Source organism: Drouetiella sp. (assembly GCF_059504425.1).
In genome coordinates this window covers 37,378-60,070 of sequence record NZ_JCACIN010000013.1, presented here as the reverse complement: position 1 = coordinate 60,070, position 22,693 = coordinate 37,378, and the positions used below count along the sequence as shown (strand labels likewise).

Genomic DNA, 22,693 nt, shown 5'->3' with positions numbered 1-22,693 from the left:
TTAGGACGGGGACATTTTTAGTGGGGCGCTTCGCGCCCCACTAAAAATGTCCTAGGCAACTGGCGACAGCCATAATCTAACTTTCGTGAGCGCTCTCAATAGATTGAGGGCGCTTTTTGCGTAGATTAACCCAGCCTACATCCACGCAAAATCTGGGACTCAAAAGTGCATAGCCTGTTCATTTAGACAGGTAATTTGGACTAATTGATGGTATTTTTTTGAAGGTTGGCGATCGCGCCTGTTCATAGAATCAGACTTCTAGTTTCTGTAGCGAACTACACAAGCGATGCTATCCGATGCTTCTACGCTTCACATAGCCTGAAAGCTAGATTTCTAGCTTAATGTTCTGTCCGCTTAGACAACGTAGCGGTGTAGCGGATAGTATTAAGTCGCGCTCTAGTCAGCCTAGATTTAAGTAGATTTTGATTTAACCTTCGTTCTGAGGACTATCATCGTGCCTGAAGTAACCCACCCCGCCCACAAAGCTGGTGATTTTCTAGTTGACTATGAAGAAAAAGTTTTTCCGGATGTAAAGGCAGATCCAGGTGAGAAAGCGCTAGTCACGTTTCACACGGTTGCCTTTGAGGGATCGATCGGGTTTGTAAACCTACTGCAAGCCACTCGCCTCCTGCGGAAAGGCTTTGAAACTTCGATTTTGCTCTATGGGCCAGGCGTGACGCTGGGCGTACAGCGCGGTTTTCCGAAGCTGGGAGATGAAGCTTTCCCAGGGCATCAGAATTTCAACAATCAAATCAGCAAATTCATCTCGGAAGGCGGCAAAGTCTACGCTTGTCGATTTGCATTGCAGGCGCTCTATGGTCATGGTGAACCTTCGCTGATTGAAGGAATTCGTCCGATTAGCCCTCTGGATGTGCTGGATTTGGTGTTACTGCACCGTAAGGATGGCGCGTTCATTCTGGATACCTGGACACTGTAGTTTGTACCTCTAGAAATTTTGTACTTCTAGAAATTTTGGATTTTGGGTTGAGCTAAGATCCAAAATCCAAAATCATCACCCGTTGAATTGATTGGGAAAAGAGCATACAGTCAGGAGAAGCTCCATGAGCGATTCACAGATAGTCCGGGCGGCAGCCGTGCAGATTAGCCCTGTGTTGTTTAGCCGAGAGGGCACAACCGAGAAGGTGCTAGAGGCGATCGCTAAAGCCGCTCAGGCAGGCGCACAGCTTGTGGTGTTTCCAGAAACCTTTGTGCCCTACTACCCGTATTTTTCGTTTGTGCAGCCCCCTGTGCTGATGGGCAAAGAGCATATGCGGCTCTATGAGGAAGCCGTTGAGGTTCCCAGCGCGGTCACAGATGCGGTAAGTCGAGCGGCGCGATCGTACAAAATTGTCGTGGTTTTGGGCGTGAATGAGCGAGACAACGGCTCGATTTATAACACTCAGCTTGTGTTTGATGCCGATGGGACACTGCTGCTAAAGCGCCGCAAAATTACTCCGACCTACCATGAGCGCATGGTTTGGGGACAGGGCGATGGTGCAGGACTGAAGGTGGTAGACACGGCAGTGGGTAAGCTGGGCGCTCTTGCCTGCTGGGAGCATTACAACCCTCTAGCGCGGTTTGCCCTAATGGCACAGCATGAGCAAATTCATTGCGCTCAATTTCCTGGCTCCATGGTGGGACAAATCTTTGCCGACCAGATAGAGGTAACCATTCGACATCATGCTCTAGAGGCGGGCTGCTTCGTGGTCAACGCGACCGGGTGGCTGTCTCCCGAACAGATTGGGCAGGTGACAGCCGATGAGAAATTGCAGCGGGTGCTGACGGGCGGTTGCTACACGGCCATCATTAGCCCTGAGGGCGTGCCGCTCTGTCCGTCCATTACCGAAGGCGAGGGAATGGCGATCGCCGATCTAGATTTTTCCCTGATTACCAAGCGCAAACGCATGATGGACAGCGTCGGGCATTACTCTCGCCCCGACCTGTTGCAGCTCCAGATGAATGCTTCTCAGTGGTCGGTCGCTACGGGCATCGATCCAGCTCCCGCTGCTGCTGAATTGCTGAGCCAAGGAGCATCAGCGCCAGCGCCGATCGAGCCGACCTACCTGACCCTAAATCCCTAATCCTCGCCCTCTAGTCTTTCGCCAAGTAAACCTGGTAGTTCTCTAGAGATTTTGGATTTTAGATGAAATCCAAGATCAATAGGTTTATGCTCTGCCTCATTTCTGATCCTCTATTTTCTCTGCAATGGATAAACAACATCTGATTACGGAACTGCAATCGCATGGTCTGAAGCTGGTTGAGCAGGAGGTAGGAGCCGCAGGACGAAAGGGCGGAGCGGGACCTTCTGATCACAAGGCAGTGACGATCGAAGGCACAACGGTGATGGTGCCGATTTTTACAGGAACTGCCGCCCGATCGCCCTACACAGCAAAATTGGATTCTGGTGCAGGTTCACAGACTTTGCACTTGCAGGAAGAGGCGATCGCCCCTATCAGCTTTCCGCAGCAGCCGAAGTTCTATGGTCTAGCCACAGCAGAGGGAATTCCTTATTGGAAGATTGCGTTACTCCACAGCCAGGATGTCCTAGCGACCACGGTGTTGCAAACCTGTATGCGCTACATCGATACCGAAAGCGCCTGTCAATTTTGCGCCATTGGTCAGTCGTTGGAGGCAGGACGAACGATCGCGCGTAAATTGCCCGCCCAGCTTGCCGAGGTGGCTGAAGCTGCCGTGCGGCTAGACGGCGTGAAGCACATGATTATGACGACGGGTACGCCCAATACCACCGATCGCGGAGCAGCTTATCTCACCGAGTGTGTGCGCGTCGTCAAGCAGCGGGTAGACCTGCCAATTCAGGTTCAGTGTGAGCCGCCCGATGATTTTATCTGGTTCGATCGTCTCAAAGCTGCTGGAGTAGACAGCTTGGGGATGCATTTGGAGGCCGTTGATCCAGCGGTACGCGATCGGATTATGCCGGGGAAAGCGACTGTTCCCGTAGAGTTTTACTTTCAAGCATTTGAAGCTGCCGTGCAGGTCTTTGGCTGGGGGCAAGTTAGCACCTACCTGCTGGCAGGCTTGGGAGATAGTTTAGAAACGTTGGTGGAAGCTAGCGATCGCTTGATTCAAATTGGGGTCTATCCGTTTGTAGTGCCTTTTGTGCCCATCAGCGGCACGCCGCTTGCTGCCCAACCTGCTCCTAGCAGCGAGTTTATGTACAGCCTCTATCAGCAGGTCAGCGCTTTGCTCAATCGGGCAGGCATGTCTTCAGCAGCCATGAAAGCGGGATGTGGCAAGTGTGGTGCCTGTTCGGCGCTGTCGACCTTTGAGCAGCCGACACCCACAAAAGCCCTGAATCTCTAAGTTCCTACTCTATTTTCTTCCATGTCCAGCTGTTCCTATCAATTCAAGCTTGCGGTAACTCCAGCAGAAATTGCCGCCTACTTTGCTCTCCGCCAAGCCATCTTTGCTGAAGAGCAGCAGATTTTTCAGGGAAATGATCTAGATGAGTGGGATGCGATCGCCTATCCTATTATTGCTGTTGCAACTGTTTTGCAGCCGCCGGACTCGCAGCAGCCTGAGCAGCAAAAAGTTGTGGGCGTTGTCCGCATCTATGAAATGGAGCCGGGGCTTTGGTATGGTGGCAGGCTAGGCACCCATCCGGAGTACCGTAAAGGCTGGCGAATTGGCAAAGGCTTAATCGAAAAGGCTGTCACCACGGCAAATACTTGGGGCTGTAACCAGTTTTTAGCAACTGTGCAGATGCAAAACGTGCGCTTTTTTCAGCGGCTGCATTGGCGATCGCTTCAGGAAAAAACTTTCTGCGATCGGCTGCATCATCTGATGGAAGCTGATCTTGACCATTATCAGCCTCTCTCTTTGCCTGATGCAGAACCTCGCCCAGCCCTTCCTCTTTGGCAAGCCGAACGGCACGAGGCGCAAGCGTGTTAAGTCAGCTCATCACAAATCTACGGCAAGCTTTGGGCATCTTGCAGAAGCAGGACATTCAGGTTATATCTCAGGTCATCTCTGAGGCTGCATCCCGGCAAGACCTGTCTGCTGCTCAGCTTGGAGATGACTGTGCGGCCATTCCCGACGGAGACGGCTATCTGCTCTTAGCCGCCGAGGGGATTTTGCCGATGCTGGTAGAGACAGAACCCTGGTTTGCCGGGTGGTGTGCCGTCATGGTAAACGTCAGCGATATTTATGCGATGGGCGGACGACCGATCGCCGTCGTAGACACCATCTGGAGCCAGTCGCTTTCCCAGAGTCAGGCTTTGCTGGCAGGAATGCGGGCAGCTTCTCAGACCTATCAAGTGCCGATTGTCGGTGGACATACCAACTGCCATAGCGTTTATAACGCTCTGTCTGTGGCGATTTTGGGGCGATCGCAGCGGCTCATCAGCAGTTTTGGTGCCAGGGCGGGCGATTGCTTGCTGATGGCGATTGATCTACGCGGCAAAGCCCACCCTCAGCATCCTTTTTGGAATGCGGCCACAGAGGCTGACCCCGCAGAGCTGCGACAAGATTTAGCGATTCTGCCTGCTTTGGCAGAGTCGGGGCTGTGCGATGCCGGGAAAGATATCAGCATGGGGGGTGTGGTGGGCACATTACTGATGCTGCTAGAAACTTCTGGCTGTGGAGCAGTGCTAGATTTAGACGCAATTCCCCATCCAGATATGCCTCTGGAACGGTGGCTTACCTGTTTTCCGAGCTATGGCTTTTTGCTCAGCATTCGTCCTGAGCAGGTTACTGCCGTGCAGGAAAAGTTTCATCAGCGAGACTTGACTTGCGCGATCGTCGGACAAATTCAGCCAGGGAGAAAGCTCAACTTGCGACTACAGGGCGAAACTCAGCTCTTTTGGGACTTGCAGCAGGAGCCATTAACAGGCTTTTCGCCCGAAATACCTCCAAAGGCGCAACGATGAGCGACAGACTTCGAATTGCGCTACTCACCTACGCCACAAAGCCCAGAGGCAGCGTTGTGCATACGCTGGAATTGGCGGAAGCCCTGCATCATCTAGGACATGACGTTTGTATTTATGCTTTAGATAAAGCGGATGACGGAAAAAACAGAGGCTTCGATCGCCCTCTCTCCTGCAAAGTACAGCTCATTCCGACTGCTCCTGTCAGTGGAGATATCGATCGCCTTATCCAACAGCGGATTCAAGAATTCGTTGATTTTCTGACTTATGAGCCTTCACCCTACGACTGCTATCACGCGCAGGACTGTATTAGCGCCAATGCTTTGCTACAACTGCGGCAGCAGGGGCAAATTCCGCACTTCATCCGGACTGTCCACCATATTGACGAGTTCAACAGCCCTTACTTACAGGCTTGCCAAGAAAAATCGATCGCCGAACCCAACCTATGCCTTTGCGTCAGTGCCTACTGGCAAACTCAACTGCTTCAACGTGGCATTGATGCCCATCGAGTAATCAACGGCGTAGACACCGATCGCTTTACGCCAAGCCATCTCACCCCTCAGAACATAGAGGCTCTGCTTACTCTGAAACAGCAGCTCAGCCTATCCGGAAGCCCAATATATCTGACCGTAGGCGGCATCGAACCCCGCAAAAACTCGATCGCCCTGCTGCAAGCCTTCGCCCAAACCCTGAACCACTTTCCCCAAGCGCAGCTTGTAATTGCAGGTGGTGCAACGCTATTTGACTATCAAGACTACCGCGATCGCTTCTTCGCCGAAGTCGATTGGCTGGGGGTCAGCAAATCTCTCGTGTTGCCAGGAGTAGTTGCCGAAGCTGACCTACCGCTGCTGTACCATGCCGCCGATGCCTTTGTATTTCCTTCGCTTAAAGAAGGCTGGGGGTTAGTCGTGATGGAATCGATCGCCTCAGGCTTACCCGTCATTACCTCACGGCAGCCCCCCTTCACCGAGTTTTTGTCAGAGCAGCAAGCACTCATGGTCAACCCAGAAGATGTAGGCGCGATCGCCCAAGCCATGATCCAGGTGATGCAGCCTGAGTTAGCAAACGCTTTAATTGCTGAAAGTCAAACCCTTTGTGACAGCTACACGTGGAAAAGCTCTGCCAAAATGCATATAAAAGCCTATCGTCAGCTACTAGAAGTATCGCAAAACCACTAGCTCAAAACCCAAAACCAACCATACCCAAAACCGACTATGCCCGAAATTCGTTTCCAAATCCAATGGCCCGACGGCTCCCAAGAAACCTGCTATTCGCCCTCGCTCATAGTCAAGGAGTATTTCACGCCCGAACAAAGCTACCCGCTAGAAGACTTCGTAACACGATCGCGCACTGCATTACAGATTGCCAGCGATCGCGTCAAAGCCAAATATGGCTATCCATGCGGTCTAGCGTTAGGGCAGCTAGACGAAATCGAGAGCAAAGCAATTCAGTTTCACAATTTACCTCAACCGCAAGTTCAAGTCATCCGCTTCATCGAATAGAAACGCCCGATCGCCTCACCGATGCAAAGCGATCCCTTCCTCCCACAAAACGCCTCATGCAGAGGGGGTGTGGGGGACGTGCCCGTCCCCTGCTAGGGGTTTGGGGGAAACCCTCAAAGCTGTTTGGTTCTCACCCACACCTCAAGGACTCCTGCCAGTTCAATTTGATGGGTGTTCCTTAAGAGGCAAGGGTTTTTAGTGGCGTGGGCAAAGTCCACGCCACTAAAAACCCTTGCCTAAACACCACTACCATTCGATAAAGGGAGAGGTAGTTTTTGAGCGTTACCCTCCATGCAATCCTCAAAAACCACCTGCCTCGTTCGAGTCTTAAATGAGCATCAGCTCGCCAAATACTCACGAATATCCGCTCTACGCTTACGCAGCTTAGTCAACGCCTCCCGCTCAATCTGCCGTACTCGTTCGCGGCTGATATTGAGGCGATCGCCGATCTTCGCTAAAGTCAAAGCCTGACCATCCTCTAAGCCAAACCGCAGAGACAGAACCTCTCGCTGCTGAGGCGTTAAATCCGCCATAATTTGCTCTAGCTCAGAACGCAGAGCCGATTGAGCCGCAAACTCCTCTGGCGATGGTCCTGTGTCTTCCAACAGCTCTCCCAGCTCTGTATCCTGATTGTCGCCGACCCGTAAATCTAGCGACAAAGGCAAGCGTGCCCGCTCCAAGTATTCGCGTACCTGTTTAGGGGTTAACTCCAGCTCCGCCGCAAGCTCCGCCGCAGTTGCAGCTCGCCCATACTGTTGAGAGAGCAATCGCTGAGCTTTCTTAATTTTGTTTAGCTTCTCTGTAATGTGGATTGGAAGACGAATCGTGCGACCCTTTTCGGCGATCGCCCTTGTGATTGCCTGCCGAATCCACCAATAGGCATAAGTCGAAAAGCGATATCCCTTGGTGGGATCAAACTTCTCAACACCGCGCTGCATCCCGATCGTGCCTTCTTGAATCAGGTCAAGAAGATCGACATTTCTCTTAATGTACTTTTTAGCCACAGAAACTACCAGACGCAGGTTGGCTTCCACCATTTTGCGCTTAGCATGTTCACCTTCAACAATGAGCTTCTCTAGCTCCCCAGTCGGGAGGGTTGCAAACTCTGCCCACTCTTGCAGCGTAGCAACGCGACCCATCTTATCTTCTAAAACTTCTTTCCATTCGTGAAGCTGTGCCAAGCGGCGCACCTGCTTACCGTAAAGAATCTCCTGCTCATGGGTTAGTAGCGGCACCCGACCAATCTCTCGGAGATAGGCGCGTACTAGGTCAGCAGAGGTTGAGGTAGTCTTCATAGCGCGTCTCTAGCTGTGGAGGAACTGATTTAGAACAAATGTACTATGATATGGCGATATTGCAACCTAGCAGTGTATGTAACGGACAGTGGGCTTGAAGGGGCAACACATCTCTTCGTATTTACCCTGCACTTGACGGGTAAATCCTTCTAATGAAGTGAGAGTCTTAGTCTTTCAGCAACCCCATTTCTCACGAGACAGGCATATCTCTCATAATCGTAACATCATTTTACAAATAAAGTTACAGTTCTACAGGTAGAGAATTCTTCTGTCTCGTACCCCCTCTAAGCCCAGAATACCCTGCTGATCGAAAATCAGAATGCATCCTGAGGAACAAAATTAGCCTCCATTCCTTTACATTTTCTGAAAAATGATTAGCGTAAACATTAAATCTTCTTAATATTGCTCAGCTTCTTAATCTTTGGCGTTTAATAGCTCTGTGATGAGGTAGCTGCAACTAAACCTGCTCGTTATGCTATCTTGGGTAAGGACTCGGATTTATGCGATTGCAACGCCCAAACTTTGTCAGGACCGGAAGGTAGCAGCAATACGGGATGCTTGTAATAGGCGTAAACTCCGGGTCTTTTGCTTTTAAGCCATCGCCCCAGCCTCTGCGGAATTCTCGCTACAGCAAGTGTGGAATTCTACATAGGCAATCGCCCAAATTGCTCCTATGCTGAAGGCTATGGCACTCTGACATGAAGGAGTCTGAGTTAAGATGGCTAACTTTGGAGATTTAGTACAAAAAGCTTTTTACCTAGGTGTAGGCGTTGCATCCTACGCTGCTGAGAAAGCAGGGACTACTCTGGGAGAGCTGCGATCGCAAGCCCAGAAGATTGCAGATGAAATGGTGGCTAGAGGCGAAATGACTGCCGACGAAGCTAAGCACATGGTTGACGAAATGGTTAGTCGGGCGCAGAAAGATGCGGTTTCAGGGAATGCGGCTGCCACACCTGAACCTCGACGCATTGAGATCCTAGACGATGAAGTTTCAGTAGATTCACAAGCTGAAGATTCACAAGCTGAAAGCCGAGTTGCCGGATCTCCTCAAGCTGACAGTCTGCGCGATCAAGTTGCCAAGCTTCAGGAAGAACTGCGGCGGCTAAAACGAGACTAAGTAACTAAAACCGCGATCGCTTCACCTCAAAATCTAAAATCCGAAATCTAAAATCTAAAATCAAAGCTATGGACGGTTGGCAGCAAGACTGGATGAAGGCATTGGAAGCTGTGACAGAAGGCATCGATCAATTTTTTCAGGACGTCGGCAAAGGCGTTGATGAGGCGGCCGATGTGCTCTTGGAATTTACCGAAAAAGTTGCCGAAGAGATAGAGCAAACCCTTGCCCCCTTTGAGGAAACGGTAGCTCCCAATATCGATCGCCTGGATGACCAGCTCACCGAATGGTTTGATCCGCTGCTGCAAATGATTCTGGGCTTTGAGGCGACGCTCGATCGCGCAGCTGAGCCGATTACTCATACCGTAGAGCCGCTGATTAATCAGCATCCGCTTTGCGTTGGCTGTCGGCACTATCATGGTCAAGTTTACAGTGGCACGATGCTGGTTTGTGCCATGCATCCTTATGGCATTACCGACGGATCAGAACAATGCCCTGATAAAGAGACGTATTCCTGGTCTTTTCCACCTATGAATCGATCAGATGATTCTAATGACAATTTTTAAGCTTTAGTGAAGCGCACTAAACTCCCCAAAGTTTTCCGGTTGCGGTAAATTTATCTGCGTATAAAAAAGAGGTAGATGCACCCTGATTACTTGCCCCTGGCTTAAACCAGGGGCTTTTTATTGTTTGGTAGTCCTCAAAAAATTGTTATGGCAACCGTCTTAGCGGTTAGAGCGGGGACATTTAGGGTGGGGCGCGAAGCACCCCACCCTAAATGTCCTAAGCAAACTGGCGGCAGCTGTATCTGAATACCACTACTTATGGTCTATCCGGGGCGTTGGATCACCTGCTCTAGTAGGCGACGGCGATCGCTCAGACTAATGCCCACCACTCGAATATAGTTTTCAGGATGTTCGCTCAAGCAAGCTTCCAGAGCGGCAATGGCTTCTGCACCGTTGCCTTCAAACATGCCGTAGCAGTTCCAAGAGTTGGTGCGAAAGCGGCGCTGATCGACATACTCAATTCCTAGGCGATGCCCCTGCCCAAGGATTTGATTGACCTGCGTCACCATTTCAGCCGTAAGCTGAGTGCTGGAAGGCTGTCCCGGTGGCGAAGTGGCAGGAGCAGCGGAACCATTTACAGGTTCGGGACGAGACTCAGTAGTTTCTCCCAGCTTGCGATTGAAGTAGAGAGCCTTATTGTATTCCTCGGCAAGGCGCATATCCTGAACCCGCCTTTGCTCCTCCACCATTTGTTGCCCGACCTCGATCAGGTGCCGCAAGCTAAAATCAGGCGATCGAAATTCTGGCGGCGCTTCGGCGCTGTTGACCACCCGTAGAGAGATGCGATCGATCCCCACCTCATCGACCAACCTTTGCACCTGCTCGTCATAGAGGCGCGATCGCAATGCTCCATAAAAATCGATTGACTGCTCAGGAAACGTGTCAACCAGTCTTTCAATATCGGCATGAGCCACCTCGTTCACCTGGAAAATACCGCTGACGATACCAATGCGATCGTCGCGGTTGGGTTCCCAGAAAAATTTATCCATGCGTCCATCTCGAATCAGCGGCGCATATAGGGTCGAGAGGTCATTGCCCGTAACGATGATGGGAATTCGCTGAATTGGTGAAGAGTCGTAGCTGCCCGGAAGCTGCACGTTCGTCGGATTATCGGCGATATTCATCAGCGTACCGTTTACCAACTGTGTGTTGATCGTGTACTGCGTATACTGATCAACGCGCCCTGCCCCCGCATCAATGTCATTAATCATCAACACCGCCATCTTGCCGCGCACTTTCACTAGGTCGGCTGCCTCTCGATAGCGGAGCCGCACTAGACGTGCCGGATCTCCTGCGTCGGGGCTTTCCAGCTCTCCGGCAGACATATGTACGACTTCGACACCCATGCGATCGAATGCCAGCTGGCACTGGAAAGTTTTGCCCTCTCCCTTGCGACCATGCACGCCCAAGAGCAGAGGCACCTTCACGTTGGGCAAATCAAGGTAGTTTTTCGTGATGTGAATCGCCAGCTTGTTGAGGAAGCGAGGGGAAATGTAGAAGCTCATAGGAAAAAGGTGCGGTTAAAAAACAAAAAGGAGGCAGGATATCCTACCTCCTAGTTCCCAAGGGATTCAAATCAACGAGTCCAAAAAATCAAGACCCGCAAGATTTATCGCTCAGTAGTCATCACTTAGTAGCGGTAACCAGTGTTGGTACCGGGCTTGTGAACGATAAAGCTCATCACCTGACACTGCTTCACGTTGTCGAAGGCAACCACGCGAATGTAGCAGTTGGGGTAATCAGTGCGGCACTGCTGCACTTCGCTCAGTACCTCTTGGGGAGCTTTGCAATTGAACATGGGCAGCTTCCACATCGTCCAGTAGTAGATTTGAGCTGCCGCATCTTCGTTGAACTCGATGCAGGGGAAATACCCTTGATCGATCGTGTATTGGATCTGACGCGCAATTTGCGCATCGGTCAGGGGAGGCAAATAGGAAAAGGTTTCGTACCGCCGCTCTTTGGGTAAAGTCTTCATGGATGCCTCTATGCGTTGTAAATTTTAGATTTTGGAGTCTTGTTTGGGATTCTTAGAGCCTGAATCTTAAATCCTGAGAAAGTCAGCGATCGCCTTCTAGCTCATTCGACTCCGGATGCAAATCACCTAAACCTGAATCAGAAGCTGGATCAACTTGCGTCATCCGCTCCAATTGCTGAGCGCGCTGCTGCATATTCGCTTGCTGAACGCCTGTACGAAGCATCTCTGGCAGGTAGTCCGCCACCTGCTCGGCAATATGTTCACGCACGGTCAAAATCCGAAAGGCGAGGCGCTGCTCCTCTTTAAAGAGAGCCTGCAAGTAAGCCTCCCCGTTCTGAATGCTTTCCCGCTCTGTGAACTTCCGTAGCCAGTACGATCGCTTCGGCTCTGTTTCATCCAGCTGCGCCATCACAACCCGTAACGCCTGATACGTCAAATAGCTGATCAGCGTCTTAGACGTATCTTTCGCAATCTGCTTCAGATCCATGGGCAATTTTGAATTTTAGATTTTAGATTTTGGATTTTGGATGGGTGGAAATCCAAAATCCAAAGTCCAAAGCTGTTTGCAAAATTGCAATTCGAGTAAAGCTGCGCCTAGATGGTGTCCTGTGCCTCGAATTCAAACTTGATTTCTTTCCACAGTTCACAAGCCGTTGCCAGCTCAGGAGACCAGCGGCAAGCTTCACGCAGGATGTCGCCTCCCTCACGCATCAAGTCACGACCTTCGTTACGAGCCTGAACGCAGGCTTCCAGAGCCACGCGGTTAGCCGTTGCGCCCGGAGCATTACCCCAGGGGTGACCCAAGGTGCCGCCACCAAATTGCAGCACAGAGTCGTCGCCAAAGATTTCTACCAGCGCAGGCATATGCCAAACGTGAATACCACCCGAAGCAACCGCCATCACACCCGGCATAGAAGCCCAGTCTTGGGTGAAGTAGATGCCCTTAGAGCGATCTTGCTCAACGTAGTTTTCCCGCAGCAGGTCTACAAAGCCCAAGGTGACAGCCTTGTCGCCTTCCAGCTTGCCCACAACGGTACCCGTGTGAATATGGTCGCCACCCGACATCCGCAAGCACTTTGCCAGAACCCGGAAGTGCATCCCGTGGTTTTTCTGACGGTCAATCACGGCGTGCATAGCGCGGTGAATGTGCAGCAGAACGCCGTTGTCGCGGCACCAGTGAGACAGCGTGGTGTTGGCGGTGAAGCCTGCGGTCAAGAAGTCATGCATGATGATGGGCATCTTGAGTTCTTTCGCATACTCAGCCCGCTTGATCATCTCTTCGCAGGTTCCAGCCGTACAGTTGAGGTAGTGACCCTTCACTTCGCCTGTTTCAGCTTGCGCCTTGTGGATAGCATCAGCAACAAAGGTGAAGCGATCGCGCCAGCGCTGGAACGGCTGGGAGTTGATGTTTTCATCATCTTTGGTGAAGTCTAGACCGCCGCGCAGACACTCATAAACTGCACGACCATAGTTCTTCGCAGACAACCCCAGCTTGGGCTTGATGGTGCAGCCCAGCAGCGGACGACCGTACTTGTTGATCAAGTCGCGCTCAACCTGAATCCCGTGGGGAGGGCCTTGGAACGTCTTCAGGTAGGCTACGGGAATCCGCAGATCTTCCAGACGCAGAGCTTTCAGAGCTTTGAAACCAAACACGTTGCCGACGATCGAGGTCAGCATGTTGGTGACAGAACCTTCTTCAAACAAATCCAAAGGATAAGCAATGAAGCAGATGAACTGGTTGTCTTCACCGGGAACGGGTTCGATATCGTAGCAGCGACCCTTGTAGCGATCGAGATCCGTCAGCAAGTCCGTCCAAACGGTCGTCCAGGTTCCGGTCGAAGACTCAGCGGCAACGGCTGCCGCCGCTTCTTCGGGCGGAACTCCGGGCTGAGGAGTCACTCGGAAGGCTGCCAGAATGTCGGTATCTTTGGGCGTGTAATCGGGCGTGTAGTACGTCAGGCGGTAGTCTTGAACCCCAGCCTGATACCCAGCTTTGGTCTGGGTCTTTGTTTGCGAATAAGACATGGATTTCCCTTCCTGTGAATCAGCGAGAACCGAACATAGAAACCCTGTCCTGCCCGCAACCAAAATGGTTAGGCAGGAAAGAGCCGCCTTGGACGGCAACTTACAACTGGCATTTAAGTCCGTAGGAGCCAGAGCAACAGTCTGACTGGCATTCTTTAGCTTATCTTAAGACTGTCCCCTGTTTCGTTGGGTTATTCCAAAATATATCAGGAAACTGATAAGTCTAACTTTGAATCTTCTTGTCATCTCTATAACTATGCTTTATGTTTCATAACAGAAAGTAACGTTCTGTCTCAGATCGTGAAAGTTGATTTTTTCGGCAAGATTTGTGCTGGTGCAATGTCTGCCAGCGGAATATCTGCCAGCGGAATGCCTGCCAGCGCCATCCCTTAATCTTTTAGCGCCAGTAGCGTTTGCCTTTCCAGAAAACCCCCAGAACCACGCCAATCATCTGCGTTTGGCTAAGACTTACCAGAGTTAGCGGCAGAGCTTCTGCCAGAACTGTGACCTTGAGGGCGATCGCTACAATTAAGCACAAGATCAGTGCCCACATGATGCCCGTATCAATTCGCAGATTGGCATAGACAATTTCCAGCAGATAAAGCCCTAAAGCGCCCACGCCTACGCCGATCGCCAAGGTAACAATCAGCCCCAAGGGCGGTGAAAGCAGCGTGATCAGAACCTGCTGCACGAGAGGACTGCGGGCTAGACCAAATCCTATAAAAAACTCCATGACAAAGATCCAGATGCTGGTCAGAACAGCCGTGATCATGAGAGAGATCCAAGGCAGTCTAGAAAGCCGTCGGAGTGGGTTGCCCATTGCCGAAAAGTTATCCGGATTCAGAGAATAGCCTTGATTTTAGCTTGGGTTTGGCGATCGAGGCTGAGCGATCGGTTGTTTAGTTTCAATTTAAGAACTTTGGCGCTACTCAATACTCACGCCACGAACGGTTTTAGGTCTGGCGCGACCGACTAGCGGCGCTTCCTCAATTTTTCGAGCAGCAACCTGATGGGCTTGAAAATGCTTTTGCCACATGGCAGGCGCATCCAGAGTTTCGCCACCATGCTGGGTGAGCCGCTTGCGAACTTTGCAAAGCACAGGCGTATTCACGCAGACACCCGCCACAATAATTTGCCCTTTGGTGAGGGCAGGCAGTTCCTTAAGCAAATCTCGCCCTGCCGCCTCAACGCCATACTTCAGGCTATCCTGATCCACTGGGTTAACGATCCGCATGATGAACTGGCTCATGCACTGCGACAGTACGTCTGAGTCAATCTTTCCAGGTCGCTGCGTAATTAGCCCCATGCCCAGCCCAAACTTACGCCCTTCGCTCAAGATTGTCCGAATCACGGCTTTACAGCGAGAGGGTTCATGGGCAGGTGCAAAACGGTGTGCCTCTTCCAGCAGGATAAAGACCGGGTAAGGCAAATAGTTTTCGCTGTCTCCTGCATCGACTAACTCTCGATGGGTGTTCATCCGTGCCTGGTTAGACTGCCGCAATACCGCCGCACAGATCACCTGCTGCTCTTCCTGGCTGATTTCGTTCATTTGCAGCACCGTGACCTGCCCCGGCTCAAACAGGTCGCGAGGGGAAACCGTGTGTTCAATCTGGTGGAAATAGTCCGATCGCTCTAGCCTTTCCAGCTTCCACTCCAGCGCTGGAGCCGAGGAGCCAAGCTTTTCGTTGCCATCATCATCGCTTTGGGTGTCCGCTTCGCGTACCGCTGAGATTAGATCTTGAATGCCCCAGCGATAGGAGCCGCGCTTGTGTCGCTGAAGCAAGCGATAGGCTTTGTTGAGAATAGACTGCTGGCGATCGCTCATGTCGGGCAGCAGCGTCAAAATATCGGCATAGTCTAAGGATGAGACGCGAATCCGAATATCTTCTGGTTTAAGAATTTTTACCTTGGGTGCATAGCCGTCTGCCGCCTTAAAGTCTGGATGCCCTCGCATATCGGTCAAGGTGCCGTACTCGCCGTGGGGGTCAAAAATCAGTACGGCGGCGCGGTTGTGGGGCAGCATCAGTTCCTCCACCAGTACCCCTGCCGTATAAGATTTTCCAGAACCTGTCCCGGCCAGAATCGCCATGTGGGTGCTAACTAGCTCTTTCACGTCTAGGGCGATCGGCACGGCTCCAGGATCTCGCAGCAGCAAAGCCCCAATATGCGCCGACCCGACCTGACCGGGCTGCTTCTTATTGAGAATTAGCCGCAACATACTATCATCGGCAAGGTAAACCTTCGCACCGGGATCAGGCGTTTTCCGGGGGTTCATGAATCCCAAGCCAGGGTCAAAGTAGCCAATTACATCGACGGCAACCTCGTAGATTTCTGGATTGGGATGGGCAAATCCTACCAGCGCTGCGATCGTCTCTGGGCTAATCTCGGTGTCGGCGAAAATGCGGTCAGGCAGATGCTCAATCAGGCAACGCGCCGAAATCTTGCCCAAAATTTTCAGCGTTTCAGTGCCTCGGATTTCGTAGTAGACAAACTCGCCAATCTTGACATGGCGATTGTCTGCCGTGATGAACACATATTGGTTGCCATTCTCTCCTGGCCCTTTTACCGTGCCGATTGTACAGGGAGAAGCTGGAGAAATGAAGGCGGGTGTCATATGTCTCAACTGTATCAATTGAAGTGTGTCTGCCAAAATGCAAATTTGCCAAAAGGGCTAATCTGCGGAAGGATATCCGAAAGCTGTATCTAAATTTATCTAAAGGTAAAGAATTCGTATTGAACTGCTGAGTGAGCGATGTTGACACTACTGAAAACCAAGCCAAGACTAAGCAAAGTTCAAAGTAAACGTAGAGAATTCACGGATACTGTTCGATTTCTAGAGCGTGTAATCTGTAGCCAGTTGGGTCAGAGCAGCAGAACGAATGCACTAACCCCACAATCATAGGGATTAATCCCCAATTCGTCACAGTTTTTTACGCGTCAGTCCGCCATGTCACGAGAAATGGAAGCCAATCACCTAGTCCAAGCAAGACCTTCAGGGAGCAAGCCTGTCGGTTCAGGCACAAGAGGTTCCATCGGAGGAACATCGCCACTGGGTTATTCTCCCAATTCACGCCCATTCTCTCTAGAAACTTCTCCGATGCAGCAAAAAGTGGCTCAAATTAGACCCAATTTGGAGCAGCACTTGACTCAGGCTATTTCGACTAGCAAGAGTTCTCAAGCCGCTTTGGTGAGTTTATCTGAGACGATCGGCAAAACTTTCCATGCTGAGGGGTGCGTGATCTTGCCTCAGCCCAGTAGCTCCACGACCTTCCCCTACTGGCTGGCTAGCGGCTTCAGAGACGGACAGCTTCGCGATCACTTACTGGATTTGCTGGCGCATCTAGTCAACGAAACAGACTGGATCGATCAAGAGTTTCTAGCGATCGCCAATCTACAAGCCATCGCTCCGGGCTATGACCTTCAGCCTGACCTGCGATCGAAATCTATTCTCATTGTCAGCACGCAATTTCAGGGTCAGGTGAATGGCGTGATTGCCCTCGTGCAGTCGCAGCCCTATGTTTGGACAGAAGCCGATGTAGCGATGATTCAATCCGTGGCTCCCCAAGTAGCGATCGCCATCTCCCAGGCTCATTTGGAGCATCAGCTTCAGCAGCAGGTTAACTATCAGGCGCTGATTGACCAACTCACCAACGCTATCCGCAATGAGTGGGATCTAGAGGAAATTTTCAGGCTGGCGGTTGAAGGCACAGCTTCAGCTCTAGAGGCAAATCGCGGGATGCTGCTGCTTTTTAAATATGCTGACCCGCTGCACAAAAGCCGTAAATTGGAGGGCGTTCCCAAAACTAAAGCTAACGTCTCGGCGGAGTGGTCTCGACTAGAGAATGCTAATACGGCTACCCCGCTCAACAGTCCCTTCTGGGCATCTGACTGCTACATCTGCCAACAGGTGCTAACCAGCAAGCTCAATCCGGTGATCATTCCGGCAGGTGAAACGCTGGAGGCTGGGAATGCAGGCATACCCGATACGGGTCAAGCGATCGCCCCCATATTCAATCTGCAACCCTCTGATGCGCTGCTGCTTGTGCCTTTAGAAAATCAGGGTACGGTACTGGGCTGTCTGGTGCTACAGCAAGCGCGCCCGCGCCAGTGGTCGGCTCAGGAGCTATCGTTTGTAAAGCTGGCAGCAGCGCAGATCAGCACAGCCATTATTCAAACCCTCACCCTGAAGCAAATTCAGTCTGTGGTGCAGGAGCGCACTTCTCAGCTTCAGCGCAGTCTGGAGGTTCAGGCAAGGCTTTATGAAAAAAGTCGGCAGCAGGTCGAGCAGCTGCGGCGGCTCAACGCAGAGCGAGAAGAATTCCTCAGCACAATTAGCCATGAGCTGCGCACCCCCCTGACCAGCATGACATTAGCGATTCGGATGCTGCGCGAGGCAAACTTGCCTGCCGATCGCCAGAGCAAGTACCTGGATATCTTGGAGCAACAGTGCGCTCAGGAAACAAATCTGATCAACGATCTGCTGGCATTGCGCAAGCTAGAGGCGAATCCGACTCATAGTTCACTTCAGAAAGTGGATATCCGCTATCTGATCCAGGGCGCAGCTCAGTCTGTCGAGGCAAGCTGGAGCGATCGCAATTTAAATTTGTCGCTCAATTTACCCGAAGATGCCGTGACGATCTACACCGATCCAGATAGCCTCAATCGAATTCTGCTGGAGCTACTGAGCAATGCTAGGAAATACTCGGAACCCGGCAGTACGGTTGAGCTAAATCTAGCGTACGACAGCCGTTCGCGTCAGGCGGTTTTGAGTCTGTGCAATAGGGGCGATGGCATTTTGCCAGAGGTGTTGCCCCACATTTTCGACAAGTTTCGGCGGGGTGATGGGGTGACACAACGCGCCATCCAGGGAACGGGGTTGGGGCTAGCACTCGTCAAAGGATTGGTGGAGCATCTGAACGGAACGATCGCCGTCACCAGTCAGCCTCAAACCGTTGGCTCTCTCTGGGAAACCTGTTTTACCCTGACGCTGCCCCAATCTCCTGAAGGGATTGTCTAGGCAACTTGCCTGAATGACTTGCTTGACTGACTTGCTCAAAGATTTGTAGGCTAGGTGAGTATGAATACCGAACTCGATCAATGGATGACTCAAGGCAAAAGAGCGGAAAACGACGATGAAATCGCCGAAGCTTTTGATCTGCCGTCACCTGACTTCTGGTTATCTGAGTCGCAGGGCGTAGAAGTTCAGACCGATCGCGCTGAGGGTAGACAGCGCCAGATCTCTGCCAAGATTCGGATTCCCTACTCGATCGAGCAAGTTTGGCAGATTTTGACAGACTACGATCGGCTGGCAGACTTCATTCCCAATCTGGCAAAGAGCTGCCAAATTGACCATCCTCAGGGCGGCATTCGGATTGAGCAAGTTGGAACACAGTCGCTGCTGAAGCTCAAGTTTTGCGCCCGTGTTGTGCTAGACATGGTGGAACAGTTTCCGCACCAGCTTGATTTCTGCATGGTGGAAGGTGATTTCAAGCAGTTTTCGGGGAGCTGGACGCTTCAGCCCGTAGCTGCCGGGGCAGGCTTTTGTACAGAACTTTGCTACATGATTGTAGTGCTGCCGCCTCGAACCATGCCTGTGAGCTTAATTGAGAACCGACTCAAGAGTGGCTTGGTTACTAACTTGTCTGCTATTCGCGATCGCGCCGATACTTTATTTGGCGCTCCTAAATAACCTTACTCTTCTACGCGATAGCCCAACTCGCTCAGGCGAGTCCGAGACTGTCGCCATTTAGGCTGGACTTTAACAAAAAGCTCAAGATAGACCTTGCCCATGACCAGCTTGCTAATCTGCTGGCGGGCTTCTGTGCCAATTGCCTTCAACATACTGCCGCCTTTGCCAATCACAATTCCCTTCTGGGAATCTCGCTCGACGTGAATCGTGGCAAGGATACGGGTAATGTCTGGATCTTCCTCTACCTGGTCAATGGCGATCGCCACTGAATGCGGCACTTCCTCGTGGGTGAGCAGCAGAATTTGTTCTCGAATTAGCTCACCCATGATGAACCGCTCTGGCTGATCCGTCACCAGGTCAGGCGGGTAGTAGTAAGGTCCTGGCTCTAGGCGATCAATTAATTGAGTTTGCAGGTCTTCGAGTCCATCCCCCGTCAACGCCGAAAATTTTACCGTTTTCCAGCTTTGCTCGTTGGCGAGATGGAGATAGCTCTGATCGATCCAAGGAGAATCTCCAGGCTGCCGATCGATTTTGTTAATGCCTAGGATAATCGGAACGTCGGTACGGGTCAGCAGTTCGACAATAAAGCGATCGCCACCGCCCGCCTCTACAGTGCCATCTACCACAAACAGCAGCACGTCTACCGAGCTGATGGCAAGACGGGCGTTTTTGACTAATACCTGCCCCAGTTGATGGTGCGGCTTATGAATTCCCGGCGTATCGACCAAGATAATTTGGGCTTCTGGCGTGGTGAGAATGCCCCGCAGACGATTCCGCGTGGTCTGGGCAACGGGCGAGGTAATGGCAATCTTTTGCCCCACCAAGTAGTTCATCAGCGTTGATTTGCCGACGTTAGGACGACCGATGATGCCCACAAAGCCGGATTTGAAGCCCGGTGGGGCGATCGGAATCAGCGTGTTTTCTGCGTAGTCGAAATTCATGAACTACAGATGCAATGGGAATCTAACCTGAATGTCAATCTTACGATCGATCGCCAGCATCTAGTCGCCAGTCTCTAATCGCCAGTTCCTATAGGATACCCAACACATATTCCCCTTGGTTGACAGCATGATTAATCGATACGTCGTACACAATGCCCGATTGCTCTGCACAGATATCCAAAATCGTCGGCATTTCTGGGCTAAAACCCTCACCAGAGCTTTTATTGAAGCTGAGGATCTGATAGAGCCGCTGTCCGGCTTCGACGGTTTTCCCTAGCGCTACACGAGACTGGACCATGCCGCCAACGGGCGCATAGTATTTCTTCATTTGGCTGCTGGAAACCAGCTTCATGGCGGCAATCGAGGGCATAGGCGCAGGGGCAGCCGGAACTCGCAGAATTCCCTTTTGCAGCAAATAATTTTTTACCGCCTGAACGCCGCGATCGACGGTTGCCGTATCGATCTGCATCGCCGAGCCTAGCTCCAGTGTCCAAGCTTCAATGTCAAACTGAATTTTGCGCCCCAGCTTGGCAAAACAGTCTTCAAGCGCCAGCCAAGGCTTCATGAACGCCTCATCGAAGGCTCCGCCTGCATACTCGTCTAGCAAAATGCCGATCGGCAGCATAAACAGACGGGCGCTAGTTTGACGGTTCTGGAAATAGTAAAAATAAGTCAAACCCTGATCCGAAGAGGTATGTAGGTCGATGACGTAGTGGGCATCTAAACAGAGCGACTGGAGCAAAAAGCGGTAGTGATCGGAGAAGGGCTTACTGCTGGGAGCCTGTAAGGGCGCGGCGAGTTTACCAAAGCTGGTCTGAATCCGATCGCGGTAATTCTGTTCAATGGTGAGGCGATCGCACTCCATCTGCGATTGGGCAAATGCCGTCAATTCCTCTGCGCTCGGCTGATATTCCCAAAAGATACGATTCCAATTTTCGCCGCTGTAGGGATCAAACCGCCCTGGAGAAAAGTGATGGCTGCGCTCGTTGGTGCCTAAGGGATTGCAGAGCGGCACTAACCAAATCTCCCCAACAAGCTGAGCCAACTCTAGCTCAGACAACCATTGAATAAGCTGATGGATAACGGCATTACCCGTCAGCTCTGAGCCATGGAGATTTGACTGCAAGTAGACTTTTCGTCCCGGCTTTTCACCCACAAATTTATAGATTTGTAAGGAAAGGCGATCGCCAGAGGCGAGCTGAAGCAGAGGCAGAGCGGTGATAGTTGGAATCATTAAGCTTTAGAATCATCAAGTTTGGGAATCATTAGAGCAGATGTTCTAGCACAACTTCTAGGGCTTGTCCTAAATATCCCTCTATGATCGTTGAAGATCACTTTGTATAACGCTGTTCTCTACTTTTAGGTGCATCGTCAATGTCCCTTTGTTCTGGACTAAAGAATCTGCTGATTGCCGATGAAATTGTTGCTGTGCATGTCGATTGATACGAGCACGATAGATCATGCCAGTCTTCAGCAGCGCTGGCAGCAGCTTGAAGCAGATATCCCGCGGGTGATCTTAGATTCGCCCTATCGATCGCTAGCAGAGCCGCTGCTGGACTTCATCCAAGATTATGAGGCGCGTCATCCCGGCATTTTCTCTACCATCATTATTCGGGGCTTCATTACCCGAAACTGGTGGGAGAGCTTTTTGCATAACCAAACCTCAGTTTTTCTAAGACTGGGCTGCGATCGAAGAAAAGTCGCGTGGTGACAACGGTGCGCTATTGCCTGTAAAAGAGTTCCAGTTTGCCTAAAAAAGGGCGCATCCGAGATGCGCCCTTTTTTAACCTATGAACGAGCGAGTCTTACACGTCTTGTTCGCTGAGTTCTCGCGTGATGTAGTCAAAAGGCTGATCCACCATGGTTGTATCGCTAATTCCTGCGGCTGCAACCTGCTCTTTGACAATGTCTTTCATGATCTGGATGCCCATGACCGTAGGCCCGATCGGTACGCCCAATGAGTTATAGGTTTCTCGCAAGCCTTGCAGAACGCGCTCGTTCAGCACATCCATGTTGCCCGCCACCAGCGCGTAGCTAGCGTAGCGAAGATAATAGTCCATATCTCGCAGACAGGCGGCATAGCGCCGAGTGGTGTAGGCATTGCCGCCTGGACGAATCAGTTCAGGAACATCTTCAAAGAGCTGGAGACCCGCCTGTTTGACGATCGCCGCCGCGTTGCCGTTAATTACGCCTGCCGCCTTCACCCTTGCCAGCCCTGAGTTGAAGTAGGATTTCAGGTCATCCATGGCGTTTCGATCGAGGTATCGACCTGTGCTGTCGTAGTTCTTAATCAGACTGGTCACCGCATCCCGCATGAAATCTAATCTCCCAACAGCTTACTAATGTGTGAATTCTAAGTATTTTCTGTCTTACAGCGTTGCTCTTCAGTTTATCACGATGCCCTTACCCAATTTGACCCTAGTAAACGGCTCTGCTTGTCAGGATTTATTAAGCACTTTGTCCTCACCAAGCGCGATCGATCCTGGAAGGTAGGGCACTGTGAACGATATCTTCTCATACCAATTTAAGCCCCAAGCAGGGCAGATGATTTTCGAGAGCCGCGCTCCGCGCGGCTCTCGAAAATCATCTGCCACCTCATCAATTTAAATTAATGAGGTGGCTTTATAAGTGACGTTTAATTTTTGAGCCTAGAGTTAAGTTTGGCGCGATCGCCTCAAATTTAGTAGCCATATATACAAAATC

General features: G+C 51.3%; 22 protein-coding genes and 1 other RNA gene. 13 read left to right on the top strand and 10 right to left on the bottom strand.

Annotation, left to right across the window (positions count from 1 at the left end; genetic code table 11):
• The first annotated feature begins 454 nt into the window (after positions 1–454).
• From AC5JMP_RS02850 to AC5JMP_RS02820, 7 genes are all read left to right on the top strand, one after another.
• A complete protein-coding gene (locus tag AC5JMP_RS02850) occupies positions 455–937 on the top strand; it encodes an MSMEG_0572/Sll0783 family nitrogen starvation response protein (RefSeq protein ID WP_495849912.1) in 483 nt (160 codons plus the stop codon).
• Between the two features lie 124 nt (positions 938–1,061).
• The gene (locus AC5JMP_RS02845) at positions 1,062–2,081 is read left to right on the top strand and encodes a Nit6803 family nitrilase (protein ID WP_495849911.1); all 1,020 of its coding nucleotides are present in this window, start codon (positions 1,062–1,064) and stop codon (positions 2,079–2,081) included.
• 124 nt (positions 2,082–2,205) lie between these two features.
• Positions 2,206–3,321, top strand: coding sequence for an MSMEG_0568 family radical SAM protein (locus tag AC5JMP_RS02840; RefSeq protein ID WP_495849910.1), 1,116 nt, complete (start codon positions 2,206–2,208; stop codon positions 3,319–3,321).
• A 21-nt stretch (positions 3,322–3,342) separates the two neighbouring features.
• Positions 3,343–3,909 (top strand): MSMEG_0567/Sll0786 family nitrogen starvation N-acetyltransferase, encoded by a 567-nt coding sequence (locus AC5JMP_RS02835; RefSeq protein ID WP_495849909.1) that lies wholly within the window; start codon positions 3,343–3,345, stop codon positions 3,907–3,909.
• Positions 3,903–4,886, top strand: coding sequence for a sll0787 family AIR synthase-like protein (locus AC5JMP_RS02830; protein ID WP_495849933.1), 984 nt, complete (start codon positions 3,903–3,905; stop codon positions 4,884–4,886). The genes AC5JMP_RS02835 and AC5JMP_RS02830 overlap by 7 nt, the downstream gene beginning before the upstream one ends.
• The gene (locus AC5JMP_RS02825) at positions 4,883–6,061 is read left to right on the top strand and encodes an MSMEG_0565 family glycosyltransferase (RefSeq protein WP_495849908.1); all 1,179 of its coding nucleotides are present in this window, start codon (positions 4,883–4,885) and stop codon (positions 6,059–6,061) included. The genes AC5JMP_RS02830 and AC5JMP_RS02825 overlap by 4 nt, the downstream gene beginning before the upstream one ends.
• Positions 6,062–6,097: 36 nt before the next feature.
• Positions 6,098–6,385, top strand: a complete 288-nt coding sequence (locus tag AC5JMP_RS02820; protein ID WP_495849907.1) for an MSMEG_0570 family nitrogen starvation response protein — start codon at positions 6,098–6,100, stop codon at positions 6,383–6,385.
• Positions 6,386–6,723: 338 nt separating this feature from the next.
• Here the strand turns inward: AC5JMP_RS02820 and AC5JMP_RS02815 are convergent, their stop codons facing one another.
• Positions 6,724–7,680: an RNA polymerase sigma factor, RpoD/SigA family gene (locus AC5JMP_RS02815; protein WP_495849906.1), complete on the bottom strand. Its 957-nt coding sequence runs from the start codon at positions 7,678–7,680 to the stop codon at positions 6,724–6,726.
• A gap of 489 nt (positions 7,681–8,169) precedes the next feature.
• Between AC5JMP_RS02815 and ffs the strand changes: the two genes are divergently transcribed.
• The 3 genes from ffs (at position 8,170) to AC5JMP_RS02800 (ending at position 9,360) form a co-directional block, all read left to right on the top strand.
• An RNA gene (gene ffs / locus AC5JMP_RS02810) (signal recognition particle sRNA small type) lies at positions 8,170–8,266 on the top strand.
• 132 nt (positions 8,267–8,398) lie between these two features.
• Positions 8,399–8,797, top strand: coding sequence for a phasin family protein (locus AC5JMP_RS02805; RefSeq protein WP_495849905.1), 399 nt, complete (start codon positions 8,399–8,401; stop codon positions 8,795–8,797).
• A 68-nt stretch (positions 8,798–8,865) separates the two neighbouring features.
• A complete protein-coding gene (locus tag AC5JMP_RS02800; protein ID WP_495849904.1) occupies positions 8,866–9,360 on the top strand; it encodes a hypothetical protein in 495 nt (164 codons plus the stop codon).
• Positions 9,361–9,623: 263 nt separating this feature from the next.
• Here AC5JMP_RS02800 and AC5JMP_RS02795 read toward each other — a convergent pair whose 3' ends face one another.
• From AC5JMP_RS02795 to AC5JMP_RS02770, 6 genes are all read right to left on the bottom strand, one after another.
• Positions 9,624–10,865, bottom strand: coding sequence for a RuBisCO small subunit-like domain-containing protein (locus AC5JMP_RS02795; RefSeq protein ID WP_495849903.1), 1,242 nt, complete (start codon positions 10,863–10,865; stop codon positions 9,624–9,626).
• A gap of 125 nt (positions 10,866–10,990) precedes the next feature.
• On the bottom strand, positions 10,991–11,335 hold the full coding sequence (locus AC5JMP_RS02790; RefSeq protein WP_495849902.1) for a ribulose bisphosphate carboxylase small subunit: 345 nt from the start codon (positions 11,333–11,335) through the stop codon (positions 10,991–10,993).
• 82 nt (positions 11,336–11,417) lie between these two features.
• Complete coding sequence (gene rcbX, locus AC5JMP_RS02785; RefSeq protein WP_495849901.1) at positions 11,418–11,822, bottom strand: RuBisCO chaperone RbcX; 405 nt, start codon at positions 11,820–11,822, stop codon at positions 11,418–11,420.
• Between the two features lie 107 nt (positions 11,823–11,929).
• On the bottom strand, positions 11,930–13,360 hold the full coding sequence (locus tag AC5JMP_RS02780) for a form I ribulose bisphosphate carboxylase large subunit (RefSeq protein ID WP_495849900.1): 1,431 nt from the start codon (positions 13,358–13,360) through the stop codon (positions 11,930–11,932).
• A gap of 397 nt (positions 13,361–13,757) precedes the next feature.
• Positions 13,758–14,180 (bottom strand): peptide chain release factor 1, encoded by a 423-nt coding sequence (locus AC5JMP_RS02775; protein WP_495849899.1) that lies wholly within the window; start codon positions 14,178–14,180, stop codon positions 13,758–13,760.
• A gap of 105 nt (positions 14,181–14,285) precedes the next feature.
• Complete coding sequence (locus AC5JMP_RS02770) at positions 14,286–15,974, bottom strand: ATP-binding protein (RefSeq protein ID WP_495849898.1); 1,689 nt, start codon at positions 15,972–15,974, stop codon at positions 14,286–14,288.
• Positions 15,975–16,307: 333 nt separating this feature from the next.
• On the opposite strand from AC5JMP_RS02770, the gene AC5JMP_RS02765 reads away from it, so the two are divergent.
• Together AC5JMP_RS02765 and AC5JMP_RS02760 are read left to right on the top strand one after the other, a co-directional pair.
• Positions 16,308–18,377 (top strand): sensor histidine kinase, encoded by a 2,070-nt coding sequence (locus AC5JMP_RS02765; RefSeq protein WP_495849897.1) that lies wholly within the window; start codon positions 16,308–16,310, stop codon positions 18,375–18,377.
• A 60-nt stretch (positions 18,378–18,437) separates the two neighbouring features.
• A complete protein-coding gene (locus AC5JMP_RS02760) occupies positions 18,438–19,049 on the top strand; it encodes an SRPBCC family protein (RefSeq protein ID WP_495849896.1) in 612 nt (203 codons plus the stop codon).
• Between the two features lie 2 nt (positions 19,050–19,051).
• On the opposite strand, the gene era is transcribed toward AC5JMP_RS02760, so the two are convergent.
• Together era and AC5JMP_RS02750 are read right to left on the bottom strand one after the other, a co-directional pair.
• Positions 19,052–19,990 (bottom strand): GTPase Era, encoded by a 939-nt coding sequence (gene era, locus AC5JMP_RS02755; RefSeq protein ID WP_495849895.1) that lies wholly within the window; start codon positions 19,988–19,990, stop codon positions 19,052–19,054.
• Between the two features lie 88 nt (positions 19,991–20,078).
• Positions 20,079–21,224 carry a M14 family metallopeptidase gene (locus AC5JMP_RS02750; protein WP_495849894.1) on the bottom strand — a complete coding sequence of 382 codons (1,146 nt, stop codon included), beginning with the start codon at positions 21,222–21,224 and terminating at the stop codon, positions 20,079–20,081.
• A gap of 198 nt (positions 21,225–21,422) precedes the next feature.
• On the opposite strand from AC5JMP_RS02750, the gene AC5JMP_RS02745 reads away from it, so the two are divergent.
• Entirely contained in the window at positions 21,423–21,701 is a 279-nt protein-coding gene (locus tag AC5JMP_RS02745; protein WP_495849893.1) for a hypothetical protein, read from the top strand.
• 94 nt (positions 21,702–21,795) lie between these two features.
• Here the strand turns inward: AC5JMP_RS02745 and apcB are convergent, their stop codons facing one another.
• A complete protein-coding gene (gene apcB, locus AC5JMP_RS02740; RefSeq protein WP_495849892.1) occupies positions 21,796–22,305 on the bottom strand; it encodes an allophycocyanin subunit beta in 510 nt (169 codons plus the stop codon).
• Positions 22,306–22,693 lie beyond the last annotated feature (388 nt).